Source organism: Nostoc punctiforme PCC 73102, assembly GCF_000020025.1.
Taxonomy (GTDB): domain Bacteria; phylum Cyanobacteriota; class Cyanobacteriia; order Cyanobacteriales; family Nostocaceae; genus Nostoc; species Nostoc punctiforme.
Map to the genome: position 1 here is coordinate 1,238,316 of NC_010628.1, position 23,234 is coordinate 1,261,549.

The 23,234-nt window shown below is 41.9% G+C and carries 16 protein-coding genes; 12 read left to right on the forward strand and 4 right to left on the reverse strand.

Annotation, left to right across the window (positions count from 1 at the left end; all coding sequences use genetic code 11):
- Positions 1-757: 757 nt before the first annotated feature.
- From aroF to NPUN_RS05325, 3 genes are all read left to right on the forward strand, one after another.
- The gene (gene aroF / locus NPUN_RS05315) at positions 758-1,630 is read left to right on the forward strand and encodes a 3-deoxy-7-phosphoheptulonate synthase (protein ID WP_012407791.1); all 873 of its coding nucleotides are present in this window, start codon (positions 758-760) and stop codon (positions 1,628-1,630) included.
- A 362-nt stretch (positions 1,631-1,992) separates the two neighbouring features.
- On the forward strand, positions 1,993-3,414 hold the full coding sequence (locus NPUN_RS05320) for an efflux RND transporter periplasmic adaptor subunit (RefSeq protein ID WP_148220251.1): 1,422 nt from the start codon (positions 1,993-1,995) through the stop codon (positions 3,412-3,414).
- A gap of 123 nt (positions 3,415-3,537) precedes the next feature.
- Positions 3,538-6,885, forward strand: coding sequence for an efflux RND transporter permease subunit (locus NPUN_RS05325; protein ID WP_012407793.1), 3,348 nt, complete (start codon positions 3,538-3,540; stop codon positions 6,883-6,885).
- Between the two features lie 114 nt (positions 6,886-6,999).
- On the opposite strand, the gene NPUN_RS40390 is transcribed toward NPUN_RS05325, so the two are convergent.
- Entirely contained in the window at positions 7,000-7,395 is a 396-nt protein-coding gene (locus NPUN_RS40390; protein ID WP_148220252.1) for a hypothetical protein, read from the reverse strand.
- Between the two features lie 308 nt (positions 7,396-7,703).
- On the opposite strand from NPUN_RS40390, the gene NPUN_RS05335 reads away from it, so the two are divergent.
- Together NPUN_RS05335 and NPUN_RS05340 are read left to right on the forward strand one after the other, a co-directional pair.
- Positions 7,704-8,648, forward strand: coding sequence for a fatty acid desaturase family protein (locus tag NPUN_RS05335; protein WP_012407794.1), 945 nt, complete (start codon positions 7,704-7,706; stop codon positions 8,646-8,648).
- Positions 8,649-8,916: 268 nt separating this feature from the next.
- Positions 8,917-10,185 carry a bifunctional sterol desaturase/short chain dehydrogenase gene (locus NPUN_RS05340; RefSeq protein ID WP_012407795.1) on the forward strand — a complete coding sequence of 423 codons (1,269 nt, stop codon included), beginning with the start codon at positions 8,917-8,919 and terminating at the stop codon, positions 10,183-10,185.
- A 172-nt stretch (positions 10,186-10,357) separates the two neighbouring features.
- Here NPUN_RS05340 and NPUN_RS05345 read toward each other — a convergent pair whose 3' ends face one another.
- On the reverse strand, positions 10,358-10,597 hold the full coding sequence (locus NPUN_RS05345; RefSeq protein ID WP_012407796.1) for a type II toxin-antitoxin system Phd/YefM family antitoxin: 240 nt from the start codon (positions 10,595-10,597) through the stop codon (positions 10,358-10,360).
- A 96-nt stretch (positions 10,598-10,693) separates the two neighbouring features.
- On the reverse strand, positions 10,694-11,029 hold the full coding sequence (locus tag NPUN_RS05350; protein ID WP_012407797.1) for a XisI protein: 336 nt from the start codon (positions 11,027-11,029) through the stop codon (positions 10,694-10,696).
- A 130-nt stretch (positions 11,030-11,159) separates the two neighbouring features.
- Here NPUN_RS05350 and NPUN_RS05355 point away from each other — a divergent pair, with 130 nt between their 5' ends.
- The 3 genes from NPUN_RS05355 to NPUN_RS37335 all read left to right on the forward strand — a co-directional run bounded on the left by NPUN_RS05355 (position 11,160) and on the right by NPUN_RS37335 (position 13,776).
- Positions 11,160-12,656, forward strand: coding sequence for a DNA methyltransferase (locus NPUN_RS05355; RefSeq protein WP_012407798.1), 1,497 nt, complete (start codon positions 11,160-11,162; stop codon positions 12,654-12,656).
- Between the two features lie 25 nt (positions 12,657-12,681).
- Positions 12,682-13,227 (forward strand): hypothetical protein, encoded by a 546-nt coding sequence (locus tag NPUN_RS37330; RefSeq protein ID WP_012407799.1) that lies wholly within the window; start codon positions 12,682-12,684, stop codon positions 13,225-13,227.
- 63 nt (positions 13,228-13,290) lie between these two features.
- Positions 13,291-13,776: a hypothetical protein gene (locus tag NPUN_RS37335; protein WP_012407800.1), complete on the forward strand. Its 486-nt coding sequence runs from the start codon at positions 13,291-13,293 to the stop codon at positions 13,774-13,776.
- 71 nt (positions 13,777-13,847) lie between these two features.
- Here the strand turns inward: NPUN_RS37335 and ahcY are convergent, their stop codons facing one another.
- On the reverse strand, positions 13,848-15,125 hold the full coding sequence (gene ahcY / locus NPUN_RS05365) for an adenosylhomocysteinase (RefSeq protein WP_012407801.1): 1,278 nt from the start codon (positions 15,123-15,125) through the stop codon (positions 13,848-13,850).
- 392 nt (positions 15,126-15,517) lie between these two features.
- On the opposite strand from ahcY, the gene NPUN_RS05370 reads away from it, so the two are divergent.
- The 4 genes from NPUN_RS05370 to NPUN_RS05385 all read left to right on the forward strand — a co-directional run bounded on the left by NPUN_RS05370 (position 15,518) and on the right by NPUN_RS05385 (position 23,124).
- Positions 15,518-17,191, forward strand: a complete 1,674-nt coding sequence (locus NPUN_RS05370; protein WP_012407802.1) for a mechanosensitive ion channel family protein — start codon at positions 15,518-15,520, stop codon at positions 17,189-17,191.
- 397 nt (positions 17,192-17,588) lie between these two features.
- Positions 17,589-20,906 (forward strand): efflux RND transporter permease subunit, encoded by a 3,318-nt coding sequence (locus NPUN_RS05375; RefSeq protein ID WP_012407803.1) that lies wholly within the window; start codon positions 17,589-17,591, stop codon positions 20,904-20,906.
- 252 nt (positions 20,907-21,158) lie between these two features.
- Positions 21,159-21,596 (forward strand): DUF6918 family protein, encoded by a 438-nt coding sequence (locus tag NPUN_RS05380; RefSeq protein ID WP_012407804.1) that lies wholly within the window; start codon positions 21,159-21,161, stop codon positions 21,594-21,596.
- Positions 21,597-22,212: 616 nt separating this feature from the next.
- Positions 22,213-23,124: a M23 family metallopeptidase gene (locus tag NPUN_RS05385; protein ID WP_012407805.1), complete on the forward strand. Its 912-nt coding sequence runs from the start codon at positions 22,213-22,215 to the stop codon at positions 23,122-23,124.
- Positions 23,125-23,234: the final 110 nt, after the last annotated feature.

Genomic DNA, 23,234 nt, shown 5'->3' on the forward strand with positions numbered 1-23,234 from the left:
AGAATTACAGATGTTTTCTTTTGCATGAAGTACAAAGCTACGGGTTTGGAGGCAGGGGGCAGAGGGCAGGGGGCAGGGGACAGGAGATAGAAACTCTTTGTATCTGGTTTTGAGCCCTTTATTTTGTACCCCATTTAAAAAGCAAACTGGTGTATATGTTTTTAGGAGTTACGCATTCACAGGAAAGACCAAATATAGATTATTTGAAAAACTACATCTGTCTTAGGGGCAATTGATATAGATGTAAAGCGGCTTAAGGCAGGTTATTTCCCTAGAATGCGGGTCTTTACTCCTACGGTTGTACTGAGTCTATCGCTTTTTTGTGGTTTATTGGGGTCTTGACACTGCCTATTCTTCCTGTTAATGTTAGCTTAAATAGGTATATTTATTAAATTTTCCAGCAAAAGCCCCGCAAATGCTTAAAACAAGTTCCTACTTTTATTTTTGGTTTAAGGTGGTTCACCGGGAGTGAATGTAGTTTCCTAATGGAAACCGCCCGGTGAACCGCAGAGCAAACTCTGCGGTTTTTGTTGTTTTAAGGAGAATTTCATCGTCATGACTTATTTAAGTAGCTGGTTTTATGGCTTTTACTTTTGGCCCAGATTAAATTCCGGGTAAGTAGCGTCATGTCGATGAATCAGAACGCGCCCGGAACTCTTCAAAGGTTCCGGGCTTTTTTGTTATCACTGGCGACTGGAAAAGAACTCTTACCTTAATACCTAATACTCAATCCATAACTTTTTAGGAAAATGAAACCATGATTAATGCTAAACTTGCCGCACAATCTCATCCGAATCACCAGACAATCGTTAAAATCTCAGAAAAAGTCGCTTTCGGAGGCGAAGAACTGGTAATTATCGGCGGCCCCTGTACCGTTGAAAGCTTAGAACAAATGGAGATTGTCGCCCAAAAGCTATCTACTGCATCGATACAGGGGTTGCGTGGCGGTGTCTACAAACCTCGCACATCTCCCTACGCTTTCCAGGGTATGGGTGAGGAAGGATTGAGGATTTTGGCAAGGGTGCGATCGCATTACAATATGCCAGTTGTCACTGAGGTGATGTCAATTTCTCAAATTGAAGTAGTCGCCGCCCATGCTGATATGCTTCAAGTTGGCAGTCGTAATATGCAAAACTTCGACTTGCTCAAAGCTTTGGGACAAGCTGGTAAACCAATATTACTCAAACGTGGTTTAGCAGCGACTATTGAAGAATTTGTCATGGCTGCTGAATATATTCTTAGCCACGGGAATCCTGATGTGGTGTTGTGCGAAAGAGGTATCCGCAGCTTCGATGATTACACCCGCAATGTCCTAGATTTAGCAGCAGTGGCAGCACTCAAGCAAATAACTCACCTGCCTGTGATTGTAGATCCTTCCCATGCTGTCGGTAAACGGGAACTGGTAGCACCTGTGGCTAGGGCTGCGATCGCTTGCGGTGCTGATGGATTAATTATTGAATGTCACCCACAACCAGAAAAATCTGTTTCTGATGCCCGTCAAGCACTCTCTTTAGAAGATATGGTGCGTTTAGTTGATAGTTTAAAGCCTGTAGCAAAAGCCGTTGGGCGCAATATATCATCAAATGTCGGGGCGGGTTTATCACCTGCCCCAATTTTTTATGCTGCTTAAATTTCAGTTGAGGGCGATTGCTTAAATGTCTGAGTCAAAATATTTATTTTGGCTGAACGACAAACTGCGATGCCTACGGCGGTAAACTACGCCTTCGTAAAATAAAATTGTTGCTTAGACTATTCCACTTATTCTCAAATAATTTTTGCAACACAACCCTAAATATATATAAATAAAGTCACAACAATTTATTTCTAAAAGGGGTAGGCGAAAAAAGCAATTATTAGTACACTAATGTTTAGCTTGACTAACATTCTGCTTATCTAATTAGAATTAATCGCAACCAACCATTTTGCAAAAAATGCGATGTCTAACGACAAGCTAGTACGTGTATGTGCTTCCCCTTTCCCCAAATTGTTAATATGCGCCGTTTAGTTTCTATTCAGACGATAAAGTCTTCGTCCTTGACTGCTCAAACTATTTTTAGCTTTCATAACGTTATTCAAAGAGGACGGTTTTCATTACTTGTATTAGGTCTAACTTACTTATGTGCTGCCTGTAATGCTTCCGAAGCCCAATCAAGTGGAAAAGAAGCAGGAAAAAAGCGAGCCGTGCCAGTGGTGGTTGCCACTGCGGCTCAAAAAACTATTCCAGTACAGTTATCGGCTACGGGGACAGTTGAAGCATATTCTACAGTATCTGTCAAATCTCAAGTTGGTGGGCAACTGACTGGAGTCTATTTTCAGCAAGGACAGAACGTTAAGAAAGGAGACTTGTTATTTAAAATTGATTCTCGCCCTCTACAAGCTGCGCTGATGCAAGCTAATGCTGCCAAGGCAAAAGATTTGGCTCAGGTAAAACAGGCACAGGCTAATGTGCTAAAAGCGATCGCTCAAGTGAACCAGGCAAAAGCGAATGTCGTGAAGGATAAGTCCCAGGCAACAAATGCAAATGTGCAAGCTCAACGTTATAGTAGTTTGCTCAAGCAAGGGGCAATCAGTAAAGAACAGTCGGAACAGTATCAGACTACTGCTGCTGCTCAACAAGCAACGGTAAAGGCAGATCAAGAGGGAGTGGCAAATGCTCAGGCTGCGGTGGCAGCAGCTCAAGCAGATGTACAAAATGCTCAGGCGGTGGTACTAGCAGATGAAGCTGCGATCGATAATGCTAAAGTTCAGCTTTCTTATACTTCCATCTACTCACCAATTGCTGGACGCACGGGTAGTCTGAAGCTAAATCAAGGCAACTTGGTAGAGGCGAATGCTACCGATCCGCTAATTACAATCAGTCAAATTCACCCGATTTACGTCAACTTTTCCATTGCCCAGCGATTACTGCCAGATATCAAAAAATACAGTGCTAATAACGGCAAGTTAGAAGTCGATGCTTTACCTCCTAAAGACGCAGGGCGGCCAGTACGAGGCGAACTTACCTTTGTCGATAGTGGAGTCAATACCCAAACAGGTACGATTCAACTTAAGGGTACTTTTGCCAACAATGACGATCGCCTGTTTCCGGGACAGTTTGTTAATGTAGTCCTCAAACTGAGCGAAGAACCAAATGCCATTACTGTTCCTTCCCAGGCGGTACAGAGTGGGCAAAAGGGACAATTTGTGTATGTGGTCAAACCCGACAAAACAGCAGAAATGCGGACAATTACCGTCGGCGACACCGTTGAGAACGAAACGGTAATTAAACAAGGGTTGAAACCAGGTGAGCAAGTAGTTATTGATGGACAATTCAACCTAGTGCCTGGTGCCACAGTCCAAGTGAAACCGGAGGTAGGAAGCAGGGGGGCAGGGGGCAGAGGGGCAGGGGGAGGAGGAGCAGGGGGAGAAAGGTAAACTCCTCACTCAGCACGGGTAAACGCTCGGCTACTGCTAACAGCACTCATTACTTTTCAATCAGCGCTGGCTCAACGCCCATCTACCGCTAACAGCAATCTTTATTCCTTACTTAGCACTCAGATGAACATTTCCGAGCTATTTATCCGGCGACCAATCATGACGACTCTAGTTATGGTTGGCATTTTGATATTTGGACTGATCAGTTACCAACAGCTACCTGTTAGCGACTTACCCAATGTAGATTATCCAACACTCCAGGTAACAGCTAATCTACCCGGAGCTAGCCCAGAAACGATGGCTGCCTCAGTCGCAACTCCTTTAGAGCAGCAGTTTTCGAGCATCGCGGGATTGAGTTCGATGAACTCTACCAGTTCTTTGGGTACTACACAGCTGACGCTGCAATTTGACCTGAATCGGGATATTGACGGTGCGGCACAAGATGTCCAGTCTGCGATCGCTAAGGGAGCAAAACAGTTACCGACAAATATGCCTAATCCGCCATCTTACCGAAAGGTAAATCCGGCGGATCAGCCAGTCCTTTATATCTCCCTCAATTCGTCTATTCTGCCCCTCTCAACTGTAGATAAGTACGCTGAAACATTGCTGGCACAACGCCTGTCAATGGTGGATGGAGTAGCACAAGTGCAGGTGTTTGGTTCCCAAAAGTACGCGGTACGAATTCAGCTTGACCCGGAAGCGCTGAGTGTCAAAGGCATAGGAATCGATGAAGTCGCTGATGCGATCGCTAACGGAAATGTCAATCTGCCTACGGGGACACTTTACGGTAAGCAGCAAAATTCTACAATTCAAGCAAACGGTCAACTCAACGATGCCGCCAGCTATCGCTCTCTAAGTGTGGCTTATCAGAACGGCGCACCAGTGCAGCTAGGAGAACTAGGTCAAGTTCTGGACAGCGTGGAAAATGACAAGATTGCGAGTTGGTATTTTCCTGTTAAGAAAGAGAGCAGGGAAGCAGGGGAGAAGTCCCAATCTAAAAATTCTGGGGTGCGGGCGATCGTTTTGGCAATTCAGCGTCAACCGGGAACTAATACTGTTCAAGTAGTAGATGCAATCAAGAAACTGTTACCTACCTTTCGGACACAGATTCCGGCGGCTGTGAACATGGATATTCTCTATGATCGCTCCCAATCAATTCGGGAGTCGGTAGATGATGTACAATTCACGCTGTTGCTCACCATCGCTCTGGTGGTGCTGGTTATCTTTCTATTTCTCCGCAATATCTCTGCTACTGTTATTCCCAGTTTGGCAGTACCGCTTTCGATAGTAGCAACCTTTGGAGTCATGGTACTACTGGGTTTCTCCCTCGATAACCTATCACTGATGGCGTTGACCCTTTCAGTAGGTTTCGTGGTAGATGATGCGGTAGTCATGCTAGAGAATATTGTCCGCCACATGGAAATGGGCGAAAGCCGGATGGAAGCAGCCCTAAATGGTTCTAGAGAGATTGGTTTCACAATTTTATCTATGACCATCTCTCTGGTAGCAGTATTCATCCCAATCCTTTTCATGGAAGGCATTTTGGGGCGACTGTTTCGGGAGTTTGCCGTTACTATTAGCGTTGCAATCTTGGTATCTGGCGTAATTTCCCTCAGCTTGACACCAATGCTGTGTTCCAGATTCTTGAGTCCACCTCATCATGAGCAGGAGAGTGAGGGGGATGAGGAGCATACTTCTCTACGAGAGGCTGTGCCAACGACTACGCTCAGTAACCGGGGGAGCAGGGGAGCAGGGGAGCAGGGGAGTAGGGGAGATGAGGAGCAGGGGAGAGAGGGAGAAATTCTTAACTCCGAGTCCCATTCGACTACGCTCACGGCAAGCCCAGCACCTAGTCTCCAGTCCCGAATCAAAAACTTTAACCGTCGTCTCTACAACTTTTCGGAAAACGTTTTTAATGTGATATTGGGCGGATACGATTGGAGTTTGAAGAAATCACTCAAGTATCACCGCACGACGATGGTGATTTCGGGAGCGATTCTTGTAGCGACAGTGTATCTATTTATCATTGTGCCTAAAGGATTTGTTCCCAACGCAGATGTTGGACAAATTACGGCAACAACTCAGGCATCAGAGGATATATCCTTTGATGAGATGGTAAAACATCAACAAGCTGTAGCTGCGATCGCTTATCGCGATCCTAATGTTGATTCCATCAACTCCAGTGTTGGGGCTGGTGGCCCAAATGCTTCCGCCAACGCGGGACGGCTTTTAATTGAACTCAAGCCCCGCGATGAGCGCCGTCTCAGTGCTGATGAAGTTGTCCAGGAACTCCGGCCTAAGCTGTCAGGTGTACCCGGAATCAAGGTTTTCTTGCAAAATCCCCCAGCGATTAATGTGGGTGGACAACAGACAAAAGCACAGTATCAATTTACTCTGCAAAGTCCTAATATTCAGGAACTTTACCAATACGCTCCAGCTTTAGAAGAGAAATTGCGATCGCTCTCAGATTTACAAGATGTTAACAGCGATTTGCAAATCAAGAATCCGCAAGTAAAAGTAGACATCAACCGCGACCAAGCTTCAGCTCTAGGTTTGACCGCCAATCAAATCGAAACTGCTTTGAGTAATGCTTATGGTACTCGCCAAGTTTCTACCATCTACGCCCCCGATAGCCAATACCAAGTAATTATGGGCGTGGAACCAAAATATCAGCAAAATGCCAACGCCCTAGATTTACTCTCAGTTCGTGCCCCTAGTGGACAACTTGTACCTCTCAATGCCGTAGCAACCTTGAGCAAAGATGTAGGCCCCTTAACTATCAACCATAAAGGGCAACTGGCATCTGTCACCTTCTCCTTTAACCTGAAGCCAGGGGTGTCACTAGGTAACGTCACTGGGAAAATTGAGGAACTTGCCCGCCAAACACTGCCACCTACTATTAGTACAGGCTTCCAAGGTTCAGCGCAAGCATTTCAATCTTCAATTCAGGGTTTAGGACTGCTACTGCTGGTTGCCATCTTGGTGATTTATATCGTGTTGGGAATTCTCTACGAGAACTTCATTCACCCGTTAACAATCCTTTCTAGCTTACCTTCTGCTGGATTTGGAGCAATACTGACCCTGTTGCTGTTTCAAGTTGACTTGAATATTTACGCTTTCGTCGGCATCATTCTGCTAGTTGGCATTGTGAAGAAAAACGGAATTATGATGGTTGACTTTGCGATCGTTGCCCGTCACAACGGCAAAACCCCTTATGATGCTATCTATGAAGCCTGCTTGGTGAGATTTCGTCCAATTATGATGACGACAATGGCAGCACTCATGGGAACTTTACCAATTGCCCTCGGTTTGGGAGCCGGAGCAGATACACGTCGTCCCCTTGGTTTAGCAGTAGTTGGGGGGTTAGTATTCTCGCAGTTCCTCACACTTTATTTAACACCCGTTTTCTACACCTACATGGAGTCTTGGCAAACCAAGATGAAAAAACGTAACTGGCGCAAACAGCCTTGACACTCACCCGACTGAACAAATAACGCTTGGTTGATTTGTTCTTTATAATCACTAACTCTTGACTCCCTTCATTTTAGAGGGGAGTTTTTTATGTATCATAGTTATTTTTGCTAGTCAACCTTGATTAACTTTCCCATAATTGCGATCGCAAATCCCCAGCCTCCAAACATCGAAGAGCCGTAGTATGGCACTTGAGATTGAAGGAAGTATAATATTCCATACAAGAGCTAGGTTAATGAGTATCAAAGGTGGATTCATCCAGTTCAAACACTCGTTGACGGAGATAAAAGGTGGATTCATCCAGTTCAAACACTCGTTGACGGAGATAAAAGGTGGATTCATCCAGTTCAAACACTCATTGACGGAGATAAAAGGTGGATTCATCCAGTTCAAACACTCGTTGATGGAGATAAAAGGTGGATTCATCCAGTTCAAATACTCGTTGACGGAGATAAAAGGTGGATTCATCCAGTTCAAATACTCGTTGACGGAGATAAAAGGTGGATTCATCCAGTTCAAATACTCGTTGACGGAGATAAAAGGCTGAACAAGCCTTTGAATTGCAATATGCTTAGAATAAGTTTTTTCTCCCTCTGCTCCCCTTGCCCCTGACCTACGGTGTACACACAAGTTATCGAATCACTAGCAGTCCTCGAATTACCCCACCCTAACCCTCCCCTTTACAAGGGGAGGGAACAAGATTCTTTTAAATTCACAGCGTCTATTAAAATTAGATTAGAATTCAGGAATCAAGAGTCAGAATTGAGAAGTTAGAAGGCAACCCACGCGCAACTATTCACGCCGACCTACTTAAAATTATGTCTGACGCAATTATTCAATCTGAATTATTGGATAACAAAGCTGATAAAGAGCAAAACCTCTGTCAGATTCTCAGTGTACAGGAGTTAAGTGTTCTAAACGATCGCTCCAACTCCAAAGGGCTAGTTCAACTGGCTTTGCACCTCACAGTCATGGTTTGCAGTGGCTATCTGTGGGGAACAAACTTTGGCAATTGGTCACTGGCTATACCAGCACTGGTAATTTATGGCTTCAGTCTGGCTTCCATGTTTGCACCGATGCACGAATGCGTTCACAGAACGGCTTTTGCCAACAATCGATTAAATGAAGCTGTAGCTTGGTTTTCCGGCTTGCTCTCATTTTACAACAGCACATTCTTTCGTCGTTATCATAAATGGCATCATCGCTACACTCGCGTTCCTGACAAAGATCCCGAACTAACCGATCTCAAACCGAGTAATCTGGGTAAATACTTGTTGATAATTAGCGGTTTACCGTGGTGGCAGGGTAAATTAAGCGGGCATTTTCAGGTTGCAACAGGTCAATTTGACGATTTTCCATTTGTGCCAGAAGCCGCACGAGCCGAAGTTATTCGCTCTACTCGATGGCAATTAGGTATTTATGTAAGTGCGATCGCAATCTCAATTCTATTTGGTCAACCTTGGTTTTTCCTGTATTGGCTGCTACCCCTGCTTATCGGTCAGCCGATTCTCCGTTTCATTCTGCTAGCAGAACATACAGGTTGCACTCTTGACGCTAATCTGCTCACAAATACGCGCACAACCCTAACCCTTTGGCCTGTAAGATTTTTCATGTGGAATATGCCATATCATGCAGAGCATCATTTGTACGCATCAATTCCTTTTCACGCTCTGCCAAAAGCACATCAGCAATTGAGCCAACACTTTACCCACATTGAACCTGGCTATGTGAAAGTCAACTGGGATATCATAACTAATTCGTAATTCGTAATATTTCGACTGCGCTCAATACAAGTTCGTAATTCGTAATTGGGCATTGCTTATTTCTCCCTCTGCCTCCCCTGCTCCCCCGGTTACTGAGCGTAGTCGTAAAGCCTGCGGCATAGCTACGCTTAGGGCGCAGCCTCTCGTAGAGAAGTATGCTCCCATTCCCCACTCCCATTCCCTTTGATTTTAATTTGCTCTAGACTCGACCTTAACGCACCTTTGTCAGATCATGAAGAATGATTAATAAAAACGAGTATAGACAAATATGATAAAAATGCTAGCTGAAAACTTGATGGGAATTGAGGCAAGATTACAAATTAATTGGGTTTGGCTAAATGCCGGCTTAGAGTTTGCTAGTTGGGGACTTTTTTCACTTTTGCTTGCTGAGGTCTTGAGAGACACCTACCATGCTTTGTGTCACCAAGTCAATTGGCTTGCTAAATGGCACAACAAACACCACATGGCTTATCGCCGCGATTTATCGATAGTTTCCATGAGAATTTACCAAGAATCGCAACTCTATCACGACATTTTAGAATCGAGTCTACTGCTGGTGGTGTTGGTAGCCGTTGCCTTAATTGTCCAACAATGGGGGTTATGGCTGGGAGTAGCTTATGGTTCCACCTTCTTGTATGGCGCGTCTGTACGATATTTTCAGGGAAAAATTGATACAGACTACAACCACCTACCCGGTCCTCTAGAGACAATTCCATCGATTTGGTGGGTGAATCGGTCTTACCATTGGCGGCATCATTTTGATGATGTCAACGCTTACTACAGTGGTGTCTTTCCCTTAGTGGATAAAATTCTTGGTACAGGGCTGTCTCTCAAGGGTAAAACCATCGCTTTAACCGGAGCATCAGGAGCGTTAGGGCAAGCTTTGGCGGCTGAACTGGTAAGGAACAATGCTAAAGTCGTGGCATTAACTACTAATCCAGAAAAATTAGTAGAGCAAGTTGGGGTGAAGGTGATTCCTTGGCAATTAGGTAATGAAGCCGAACTAAGGAATAGTTTAGAGAAAGTAGATATTTTAATTATCAACCACGGAATCAATGTCTACGCCAGGCGCACATCGGAGGCTATCAACTCTTCTTATGAGGTGAATACCTTTTCAGCATTGCGGTTGATGGATATATTTTCGACAACTGTAACAGGGCCACAAGCAAAAGCAACTAAGGAAATCTGGGTAAACACTTCTGAGGCTGAGGTTTCTCCAGCGCTGAGTCCACTTTATGAACTCAGCAAGCGATCGCTAGGTGATATTGTTACTCTCAAGCGTTTAGATGGGGATTGTGTAATTCGCAAGTTAATTCTTGGCCCATTCAAGAGTCAACTCAATCCCTATGGAGTGATGTCTGCACAGCAAGTTGCTCGTGCGGTCTTATTTTTCGCTCGGCGAGACTTCCGAAATATTATTGTGGCAATAAATCCTCTCACCTATCTGCTGTTTCCCTTAAAAGAAACTAGTACATCGCTATACTATCGAGTCTTCAGTCGAACAGCGAAAAGTGAGCAGGACTTACGCAAACAATAGCCAAAACTCTGATTTTCAGGTAGGGGCAATTCATGAATTGCCCCTTAGTGCGTGTATTTTTGCATAAAAATAGCGCACCGCAGCCATTGCTCCGAGTGAGTGCTGATTATTTAATGTTGAAAAAAGCATACTCTTATGCACTTTTAAAATGTAAAGGCTGTTCTATTCTGTTTCATTTCCCTTCAAAACTATTCAAAATATCTTCAGGTAAGGGACTATCAAAATCATCTGGAACAATGAACTCGCCAGCACATAAGCCATAAGGTCTAATTTGTCGAAAGGTGGCTGAAACTGGTTTAATTTCTGCAATAGCTTTACCTGCTTGCATGATAATAATACTTTCCCCTGCTGCTACTTGTTGAAGGTAGCTAGTTAGATTTCGCTGGATTTCATCAATTGTTACGGTTAGCATGATATGTGTATGTAGGAATATTTCTGGTATATCAAGTTGATAGTTTTAAGTTATAGCCACTAATATTCCAGGTTTAGCAGTAGCTTTTAGATTTAATTAAGTAACTGCAAATTCAGTATACTGTCTGATATCGGCTGGTTGGAAGGCGAGAACAATTTGATTTTTAGGAATACCAGCGTTAACAAGTTCGTTGGCTATACCGTATTCTATACCGTCTCTTTGAATCCAGATTTTATCGTTGATAATGTCAATATGGACTAAGCAACCATGCACACGTTGATTATTTTCCCAGCCTAGTGTTAGTAGCAGGTAATGGTTAGCGGTTTTGTCTATAATTAGTTGTCTTTCTAGTTCTCCATAAGCATAGGTAAGCTGGGCATATTCGGTTAATATCTTTTGAATGATTTGGCGATAATTATCTAAGGTATCCATTGCATTATATTTTTTGTAAAAATTTATTAAGAAATAATAATTAATCTAAATTTTGTGAAACCATTATAAAATACAAACTTGTTAAGTTATATTTCTGAAATCCCACATGCTTTAAATTATTACATAAATCATGAAATCTAGTTTTAAACAGTTAAACTTATTTGAAGCAGAACTGACTCATACAAATCCTCAAACAATAGTATTACCAAAAGGCTACAAAGGATTAGCTGCTTTTCATAAATATTGGGGGAAGAAACCAATTGAACCCCTAGCATTTCTAATTGAAAATTTAACAAAAAAAGGTGACATAGTTTTAGATCCTTTTTTAGGATCAGGTTTAGTAGCTCGTGAAGCAGCAATTAGGCAAAGACGGTTTATAGGTATTGATATTAATCCTATAGCAATAGAATTATCGAATTTACTAATTGGTTTACCAAGTCCAAATATTTTAAAAGAAGCAATTGATGAATTAGAAAGAAGTGTTAAGTCAGAAATTTATAAAACTTACTTACTAGAAGATGGAAAATTTGCAACTCACTATTTATGGAATGGGAATAAACTAAATTCAGTCTGGCAGTTATCACAAAAAATGAATAAAAATGATAAAAGGTTGCCAACTAACTATGACTATCAACTATTGAAAGAATTTGAAGCATATCAACCTCAAATACCTCGTCCAATTAAGTTTTTTAAAAATAGCCGAATAAATACAAATGATTCTTTAACACTGAAAGATTTATTCACTGGTCGCGCATTACATAATATAGATTTACTACTTGATGCAATTCATAAACAACCAGATACAATCAAATCTGCATTATTGCTCTCATTAACATCTGCTTCAGGTCAAATGTCTAATATGGTTTTTGCAATTACAGGAAGAGGTAAAACAAAATCTCAGCCAACAAATAAAATAGAAGTTGGTAGTTGGGTTATAGGATATTGGAGACCAACACTACATTTTGAAATCAATGTTTGGAATTGTTTTATTAAACGTGCAAATAGATTATTAAAATCCATTCAAGAAGATGAATTTGAAAAATGTTATCAGGTATCTAAAAGAGTAGAAGATGTTATTTATAACAAAGCTGAAGTAGCGATTATTCAAGGTGATAATCGAAAAATTCTCAATAATTGCCCTGATGGAACTATTTCACTTGTATTAACCGATCCTCCACATAGTGATAGGATTCCATACTTAGAATTGAGTGAAATGTGGAATTCTTTAATAGATAAAAAGTCAGATTTTTCTCATGAAATTGTAGTCTCTAATGCCCGTATTCGATTAAAGGATAAAAAACTTTATCTTCATGAAATGACTGAATTTATGCAGACTGCTACGCGTATACTTAAGCCTAGTGGGATATTAGCTCTATTTTTTAATGCTAGAGATGCTGCTAGTTGGAAGTTTTTACAAGAAGTAATACCATCTTCAGATAAATTGCAATTTCAGGGATTATTCCCAATGAATTATTCAGCAAATTCAGTAGTGCAAGATAACAGAAAAGGAGGTTTAAAAAATGATTTTGTTTTAATATATCAAAAACCTGGAAATGAAGATAAAATAAAATTGGAATTTTTAAAAAATTTACCTAATTGGTCTAAAGAAATACCTAATATTAGCTAAAAATAATATTGGAACTGCAAAATAAATGAGTTATACATTTTCTCAACTTTCTCGCTTATACAATGAAAATAAGTTCTTTGAATTAACATCATCTCCAGAAGGATTATATTTTTTAAAATTACGTTCTTTGGCTCGAAAAGATTATTACTTACATTTATTTCAAAAAGCACAAATATCTTCAGATAACTTAGGGGTAAAGCAGTATCTTGAAATCCTTTTTAATTCTAATATTTCTTCAAAAACTATTCATGATTCTATTAATCAAATATATGAAGCCGAGAGGGGAAAACGTCGTGCAAACGAACAAAATTTACTAAGAGAATTATATAAGTTAAGAGTTTTTGACTGGGGTGGTATCCATGAGAATGATATTAATAAGTATTTAGTTGATAATTACATAAAAAAGATTACTAATTATAATAATTTAATAGAAAAAGTAGAGAATGAAATTTTACATAGTTTGAAAAGTTTTGTTTTGTGTTCCTGGTATAATAATTGGACATCAATTATAATCGAGGATATTTTTAAAGACCATCACCGTATTTTACCAACTGTGGGGCAAATTAAATAAGTTGATTTTTTTATTGACGATATACCTTTTGACCTAAAAGTAACTTATTTTCCTAAAGGTTTCATGGAAAATAAAAGAAGGGCAAGACAGTTAAAAATAAAAGAAATATCTGATTTAAAAGAGGGAGCGAAAAAATTTAGTATTCCTTTTGATAAAACTCGAAATGAGAATGATCTATTAATTGATTTAATTACAGCTTTTACGGAAAGCTCAAATCAAGATATACAAGATTTTTATAATAATTTTGTTAAAATAAGAAAAGATATTATAAATGAAACAGTACAACAACCTCATGAGCTTTTACGTTGGCTATATGAACAACAAGGTAGTCAAAGATTTGATGCAAGTAATCGCTTATTTTTAATTGTTGTCGATACTAATTCTTTAGAAGATAGTTGGAAGCTCAAAAGAGATTATACTCTGTTAAAAGATAAAATAGAGGAATATTTAAATACACGCTCTTTTAATAAAGATGAACTCTTATTAACTTGGTCATTTAATAACAATAAATACCAAAGTTATGCTGATGTTTTGTTTCTACTAAAGTAACACTAAAATAAGTTATAAAAAAAGGGATAAGCCCAAAAGCCTATCCCCTAAAAAATCAACTAATCAATGTATCAAGTTCCACTTGTCCAAGAGTTGATGTACTCAATTTGATCTGCTGTTAGGCTATCAATCGTGATACCAATAGCCTGCAACTTCAACCGAGCAATTTCTTGATCGACTTCAACAGGGATTGAGTGCAAACCAGGTTGCAACTTACCCTTATTCTTCACCAGGAATTCACAAGCCAAAGCTTGGTTTGCAAAACTCATATCCATTACTGCGCTGGGGTGTCCTTCAGCCGCAGCTAGGTTAATCAAGCGTCCTTGTCCGAGAACGACAACTGATTTACCATTTTTCAACTTGTACTCTTCGGTGAAAGGACGAACTTCTTTGATTTCCTTAGCTTGTGCAGCCAAGTATTTCAAATCAAGTTCCAAGTCAAAGTGACCGGAGTTACAAACGATCGCACCATCTTTCATCACATCGAAGTGTTCACCGCGAACGACGTGCTTGTTACCAGTCACAGTGATAAAAATATCACCTTGGGGTGCAGCTTCAGCCATTGGCAGGACGCGGAAGCCATCCATTACGGCTTCAATTGCCTTGATGGGGTCGATTTCGGTGACGATGACGTTAGCACCCATCCCACGGGCGCGGAGGGCTGTACCTTTACCACACCAGCCATAACCGACGACGACAATGTTTTTACCAGCCAACAAAATATTTGTGGCGCGGATAATGCCATCTAGGGTTGATTGCCCAGTACCATAGCGATTATCAAAGAAGTGCTTGGTGTCAGCATCGTTGACGTTGACGGCGGGGAAGGTGAGAACGCCTTCTCTAAACATGGCGCGTAACCGCACAATACCAGTGGTGGTTTCTTCGGTGCTACCAATCAAATCAGCGATTTGGTGTTGGCGTTCTTGTACCAAAGTTGCAACCACATCGCTACCGTCATCAACAATAATGTTGGGGCGATGATCTAAAGCTATTTGGACGTGGCGGTTATATGTTGCGTTATCTTCGCCTTTTTGAGCAAAGACGGGAATTTCATGATCGACGACGAGGCTAGCGGCTACGTCATCTTGGGTTGATAAGGGATTGCTAGCAATTAATAGCGCATCTGCACCACCGGCTTTCAGAGCGATCGCCAAATGTGCTGTTTCTGTTGTAATGTGGGCGCAAGCTACAAGGCGTAAACCAGCGAAAGGCTTTTCGATCGCAAAGCGATCGCGAATTTGCTTCAAAACTGGCATTTCGCGTCCAGCCCATTCAATGCGCTGTCTACCCAAGGCAGCTAGGCCGAGGTCTTTAACCTCGTGCTTTAATCGGGGAGAAGTTGCGGTCATCAAAAGTTACCTCAAAAAATTAAAAAAGCTACGTAAATTTTACGCACTCTACTAGGTTATTGTACAACTTGCGATTTTTGCTTGAAAGAAAGCAAATCACTTGTCAATAGTCCTCAAAACTAGCTTGACGTTTGATTACCCTAATGTCAACTTCATCGCCAGGTTCTTCCCTTTTGTTTTATCTTTGGTAAGAGTAAGACTCTTCTAAGCTTTGATTGCTGATTTTAAGTACATTGTCAACTGTCTAAAGATAGAGGAATAATAAAACAACATCGAAGTTTCATTATCTAAAGAGAAAACCTCGACTTTAGATAAGTACATTTACTCAATGTAATTGCGGAGGATGGTTATAGAAGTAGTCAATAGTCAATTGTTTTCAAGGAGGTGTTTGAGTGCGTTTTCAATTTTTGGCGTTGGCTTTGCCCGCCGTAGGCATCGCCAGTTCAATGGCTATAGCCGTTGTACCTGTAGCAAAAGCCACAGCCCAGATTCCATTGTTACCTCAATTACAAACTCCCAGCAGTGTCAGTAGTGATTCAAACGATCGGCTTGTCACAGGCTGGATTTATTTAGATGGTCGGCGGTTATTTCAGATCGCAGCATCAAAAGCCAACTTTCCTGAGCGTTCAGAAGATATCCAAAAGAAGTTGGAGAAAATAAGCCAAAACTACATTCAGTCACCAGCAAAAACAGCAGTCAAGGTAGAAGTTCGTAAAGTAAACGACTTACCAGTAATTTATGTCAACGATCAATACCTGATGACGATCACTTCTGAGGATGCTGGATTGCGAGAGGTAGATATATCGACATCGGCAAATCAAATCGCGGAATCGTTACAAGAAGACTTGCAACAAGCAAAGCAAGAAAGACAAACTCAATTTTTAATCAACCAAGGTAAAATTGCTGCGGGCACAGGACTAGCAATGATTATCATGAGTTGGGGGATATATAGTTGGCAGCGCCGTTCCAAAAAAGATTCAGTACAACCCATTGCCTCTCAACCTCTTAGATGGCCCCTAAACGCCCCAATTTCACCAGCAGCAGCCCAACCAATTACAACACAACTAAATCAACAGCAACATCGGCATATCCAAGAAGTCAAAAGACGATTGTTTCAGCTAACTCAAGCTGGAATTTGGGGTGGTGGAAGTTTCTTTATCTTGGGTCTATTTCCCTACACACGACCATTTCAGCTAGGGATTCTCACAGCTGCCCAATTTCCTTTGCGATTAGGTGTTGTGTTGCTGGTAACTTACGTAGCGATCCGTCTCATCTACGCCCTTATTGATCGCTTCACCACCACTCTAATTAGCAGTGGTGCTTTACTGACTCCAGAAAGTTCTGAACGGCTGCAACTGCGAGTTTCCACATTTTCTGGCGTGACTAAAAGCATCGCTACTGGTCTCTGCGTAGGAGTAGGCTTTTTGCTAGCGCTGGTGTCATTGGGGATAGATATCGTTCCCTTGCTAGCGGGTGCGAGTTTGGTTGGTGTTGCCGTGTCTTTAGCTTCGCAAAACCTAATTAAAGATGCGATTAATGGTTTCCTGATTATTCTAGAAGACCAGTATGCTTTAGGCGATGTGATTAATGTGGGAGACGTAGGAGGCTTAGTAGAAAATCTGAATTTGCGGATGACCCAACTGCGGGATTCTGAAGGGCGCTTGATCACGATTCCCAATAGTGAAATTAAAGTTGTTGCCAATCTTTCTAGTCGTTGGTCACGAGCCGATTTAACGATTCCCATTGCCTACCAAGCCGATACAGAACACGCTTTGAAGTTGATTGAAACAGTTGCTTTCGAGATGAATCAAGAAATGCAATGGCAGCGTCAAATTTTGGAACCGCCCCAAGTTTTGGGAATAGATCAATTTGGTGATCGCGGTTTGATTATTCGTGTATGGTTTAAAACACAGCCCCTGAAGCAATGGGATGTAGCACGGGAGTTCCGCCGTCGCCTGAAAGTCGCCCTAGACAAAGCCGGAATTTCTATTTCTGTACCTCAACAAGCGATTTGGGTCAATGACGATCAGTTGTTAAATTTTCAAGGTAATGGCAAATCTCATTAGAAATTTGGATTCATTACCGCATTTTTCAGTTGATTAGACCAAATTGTGTCCTATTGCCCCTTACAAAGGGGCTATGGTGTACCCACAAGTCCGGGACTTACGCAAACAATCGCTGAAAAGAAAGATTTTCTTCTTACGGCAATTCATGTAGACGCAAAGCAGCTATTCTACGAGTTCTCCAATGGAGTACCCGCAAAGTATTGCCCCTGAACGCTTGTAGTTTGACGTAAGTCCCAAATTGAAAAAGCTTGATTTCCCTTGTAGTTAGCAGCCCAGACCTATGTATTCCCATACGGAGTATGGGAAGGAGAAAATATTTAACATGAAGACTTGATAAATCCTTATATTAATAAAAAGCCACTCTGTCCGTAACCAGAATTAAACTGTTCCTGGATTTATGTTTGTCAACACCTTTATCAAACGTCCAGTCTTAACTACAGTCTGTACGTTTATCATCTTGCTGCTGGGAAGCATTTGTATTCCCATCCTGCCAATTTCTCAGCTACCGGATCTCGCTCCGGTGCAAATCACCGTTAGCTCTAACAATATTGGTGCGGATGCTCAAACAACAGAAAACACTGTCACCAACATTATCGAGCGACAAATTAATGGTGTTAAAGATGTATCTTATATATCTTCTAACACGGGTAATGATGGTTCTAGCAATATAACTGTCTCCTTCCCAACTAATGTTAATAGCGATATTGCTCAAGTAAACGTTCAAAATAAAGAAGCACTTGCTTCACCTCAATTGCCAGATACTGTTCAAAGAACAGGTGTCACCGTTGAAACGGCATCAAGCAGTCTCCTTCTGGTTTATGGGTTTTACTCAGAAAATAATGAGTATGACAACATTTTTATCAGTAATTATGTCGATCTGTATATTCTCGATCAGATCAAACGACTTCCTGGTGTAGGAAGTGCCAGGGTTTTTGGGGAACGCAAATATGCCATGCGTCTTTGGCTCGATCCCAACAAGCTTGCCCAACATCAACTAACTCCTCAAGATGTGACAACTGCCCTGCAACAACAAAATATTCAGGTGGGTGCAGGGGCGATTGGTAAGGAACCAGCACCAGATAATCAAAGCTTTGAATTTGCTTTACGGGCAACCAGTCGATTTAAAGATGCGGCTGAATTTGAAGATATGGTGCTGAAGGTGAGTCAAGGTGGCACTAATAGTACTAGCAATAGCGCTACGAATAGCACCCTAGTTAAAGTCAGAGATGTCGGTCGAGTTGAACTAGGAGCAGAAAACTATCTTGCTGATGCCAAATTTACCATCCCAGGAAATGCTCCCAAGGCAGCCGTGGGTTTGGGGATATATCAACTTCCGGGTAGTAATGCCTTAGACGTTGCTCATGCTGTTGAAGAGCGGATCGTAGCGCTGGAGAAGAGTTTTCCACCTGGACTAAAAGCACAGTTGGCATTTGATACCACGCCATTTGTGGAAATTTCTTTAGAAGAAGTTCTGCACACTTTGGTTGAGGCGATTATCCTGGTGGTCTTGGTAATTTTCGTCTTTCTGCAAGATTGGCGTACCACGATCATTCCCACTGTGGCGATTCCCGTTTCGCTGATTGGGACATGCGCGGCTCTCTTGGTTTTAGGATTTCAGATTAATACACTGACCTTATTTGGTTTCGTTTTAGCGATCGGGATCGTTGTTGATGATGCCATTATTGTAGTGGAGGCAGTTGCAGTCAAACTGGAGCAGGGCATGAGGCCCTTTGAGGCGGCTGTCGAAGCGATGAAGGAGTTGACTGGGGCAATCATTGCCACTTCACTTGTACTCATGGCGGTATTCATTCCTGTTGCATTCATTCCAGGCACTACAGGGATTGTCTACAAACAATTTGCGTTAACCGTTGCTTGCTCCATTGCCATTTCCACCTTCAATGCTTTAACATTCTCTCCAAGTATGGCAGCTATCCTGATGCGCCCTGCTCAGACTGCACGGGGCCCTTTGGGTTGGTTCTTTACGCAATTTAATCGGGGATTTTCTTGGTTCACACGGCGATATGTTGGGTTTGTTAGCTACCTTACCCATGTCAAGCCGATTGTAGTTGGAGTCTTCATCACTGGTTTAGTAGCAACGGTTTTAATGTACAGAGCAGTTCCTACTGGGTTTATTCCAGAGGAAGATCAGGGTTATTTCTTTGTAATTGTCCAAGGGCCAGATGGGGTTTCTTTGAAGTACACCGAATCTGTTATGGATCGGGTTGTCAAAGAAGTAACATCAGCTCCCGAAGTTAGAGCTAGTTTTATGATCAGTGGCTTTGGTTTCGATGGTAATGCTTCTAATTTGGGCATTGCCTTTGCTAACCTGAAACCCTGGAAAGAAAGAGCTAAAGAATCTCAATCTGTTTATGGGATACTTCAGAGGCTGAACAAAAAGCTCTCAGCAATTACAGAAGCTAGAGCGATCGCAGTGAATGCTCCTCCGGTTAGAGGGTTAAGTAGTACAGGTGGTTTTGAGTTTATCATTCAAGACCGAACTGGAAGTGCGCCAATTGAAACCCTAGTTGAGACTGCTAAAAAATTTATTGCAGCCGCAAATAAAAAGCCTGTTTTACAACGAGTTTTCACTCAGTTCACCGCAGACACTCCCCAATTTGACATTCAGGTAAACCGCAACCAAGCCAAAGCTCTCAATGTGGAGATTAACGACATCTTTGGAGCGTTGCAAACTTACTTGGGGTCGCAATATGTAAATAACTTTGTCCAAGGACAGCGACAGTATCGAGTATATGTCCAAGCAGATGGGGTTTTCCGCTCTAATCCAGATGATATTGGCAAACTCTATGTTCGCTCTGCAAACGGGGCGATGATTCCGTTGAGCAGTTTGGTGAAAGTTACTCCCTTTGTGGGTCCAAAAACCATCTCCCATTACAACTTGTACCGATCAATCAAAGTCCAGGGCGCTCCTGCTCCCGGTGCTAGTTCAGGAGAGGCGATTAAAGCAATGGAGCAAGTAGCAGCAGAAATGTTACCTCAAGGATTTGGTTATGAGTGGACAGGGACTTATCTCCAGGAGAAGACATCAGGGGGAGCTACAGGCTTAATTTTTGCTTTAGCGATCGTTATTGTCTTTCTGGTGTTGGCGGCTCAGTATGAAAGCTATGTTGACCCAATCATTATTTTGCTGACAGTTCCCCTAGCTGTTTTGGGAGCGATGACGGCGATTTGGCTACGTTCCAATATTTTTATGGCAGGTAGTCTCTTCCCCAAAGTAGTGGATGATATCTATTGCCAAGTGGGTCTAGTAACTTTGATTGGTCTAGCTGCAAAAAACGCGATTTTAGTTGTGGAATTTGCTAATCAGCTGCATGAGCAAGGCATGAGCTACACACGCGCGGCGGTGAAAGCGGGACAAGAGCGTCTGCGACCCATCTTAATGACTTCTTTTGCAGCGCTGTTAGGATTTTTGCCCTTGGTGATCTCTCAAGGGGCTGGAGCCAGCAGCCGTTGGTCTTTAGGAACAGCGCTCTTTGGAGGGTTGCTGCTTTCAACATTCTTGAGTTTGTTCTTGGTGCCAATTTTGTATATCCTAGTCAAGACCCTAGCTCAGGCTATATTTTCTCGGAAGCGATCGGGTGGCTCAAAACCTCCAGATTATCCTAATAAAGCTTCGGGATCTGAACATGGGGCTTTACCTGCTGGCTTAACTAAGCCAGAGACACAACTTAGGTCTCAGCAGGACGGGATAACCTGATTTTTACCATACTGTTCCTTTTCTCTCAACTCTACCGTGTAAACACAAGGCTTGCTCTAATTCCCTCCTTTTTAAGGAGGGTTAGAGAGAATCAAGCCTTAACTCAAGCATATTGCACTATGGACAAAGCCTTAAGTAGTGAAAAAGTGATGTTCATAACATCCTCTAACTCTGATACCATTTTTTGTAATTTCCTGCTTGCTAAAAAAGTTAGTCGAATAGAAATTAAGTACTGAGATAAGGAAAAGTGAAATGGGACTTAGCGAAGGACTTTTGAACCCGACCAAAAAAGCTATGGTCGTAGATGAATGTTGCAACATGATAGAAGTACAGCTTGCATCCAAGTCAGGTATGAGCGGCATCGCTTTGAAAACTGCCTTCGCTGCTCTCAAAGGAGTCAAGCCAGGGTATATCCACTACGTAGTTGAGCAGATCCTGCCGCAGTGCTTCACCGCACTTGATCCCATCTGGAGTGAAGGTGTACAGAAAGGCGATCCAATTGCACACCTGAGTGCAAATCGCTCTCATACGGCAGATGCGCTACTGAGTGTCACTGATGCTAGAGCCAAGAATGCCAAGCGCCAAATCGTGCGAGGAACCTATGAAAAACTTCGCGGTTCAGCCAAAAAGCATGTAGAAGAAGCTATTCCAGACTTAGCCAAAGTAATCGATAATTACACTAAGGTTTGAGGCAGAAGGCAGATCGCGCAGCGTGTCGCAGACAAGGCAGGAGCAATATTACTTATAAGATTCGACCCCTCCTAAATTGAAGCCACTGAACCTCGTAAGAAAGCAAAAAGCTGACACAACATTGGGGATCTCAACCCCAAGACTCTAGCAATTGATAAACGTATGCCGCCGTTCGATGCGCCGATGGCTGGCATACGGGCAGATATTATACATCTCCGAAATATGAATGTAGAGACGTAGCACTGCTAAGTCTCTACAAGGGTTCTGGATAAAACATATTTGATTTTCTGGAATGTTTATTATACTTTTAGCACGGAAGTGTCTGGCTAAGGTCTTAAAAATAACATATCTGCTAAACTTCCTGATATTTTCCGAGTTAGCTTGAAACAGCAAATAATCAGAAACTATAGCAATCCGATAGCGAAGCGGTAGCGAGTCAGACGCTCCTGCGTCGCTAACGCTGCGCTATCGAGCGTCTTTGATTTCTAAACTTATTTGTGTAGGAGGCAATAGGCAATAGGTAATAGGCAAAAAGGCTCTTTGAGTTGTACTGAATTTTTTCAGAAATCAAATATGAGTCCTATATCTGAATTATTGTTTTAATAGGCTTGCAATTATGAAAAAACTTACCGTTTTTCGATACCGCACTTATGGACTAATTGGGTTAATATCTTTAACCGCCGTATTAAGTACAACTACATCTGCCCTAACACAGTTAGCAAGCGATTCCCCAATTGGGCAAACTCCTATCCCTGCTTCTAACTTAATCTGGCCGACTCAAGGGTTTATTTCTCAAGGCTTTCGCAAATATCAACATGAAGGAATTGATATTGCAGGGGCATCTGGAACTCCAGTTGTTGCTGCTGCATCGGGTACTGTTGTAAAAGCAGGTTGGGATAATTGGGGGTTAGGCAATGCCATAACTATTAAGCATCTTGACGGTAGCACTACTGTTTATGGTCATAATCGCCGTTTGCTGGTGAGCAAAAATCAACAGGTCATTCAAGGTCAAATTATTGCTGAGATGGGATCTACAGGCAATAGTACAGCACCTCATCTCCATTTTGAAGTTCATCCAAATGGTCGAATAGCAGTTGATCCCCTTCGTCTATTGACATCTTTAACTGCAAGTGTTTCCCCTGCTTCTAAAATTCAGCAAGTGGATAATCCGAACCGCCCAGTCTCGACAACCTCTGTAGCAAAGCAAGTTTCACCTTCATTGCCTCCAATAGGTTTTGCACCTATAAGCAGTGATACTAAGTGCAATGGAGTTACTATTATTGATGGTGAGACTGCAAATATTCGTGTAAAGGTGTGTGAAGAAAATGGTCAGTTATTTTATATTGGGCAGTTGAAGCAAGACCCAAGCAAGCCTATAAAAATAGCAGCTTTGAATATTGGTAAAGGCAGATATCGAGCAGATAATGGTAGTTTTTATTATTTAGTCAGCCCTGAAAGAGTGGAAGTTTGGCGAAATGGCACTCAAATGCGTTCTGACAAATTTTATACTTTAACAAAATCACCATAAAGTTAGGAAGTAAGTTGGCACAATAAAATCAAACTATATAAAGAAAAATGAAGGAGGCTAAAACCCTTATACCTATTGCCTGTTGCCTATTGCCTTATCTCAACGACAAT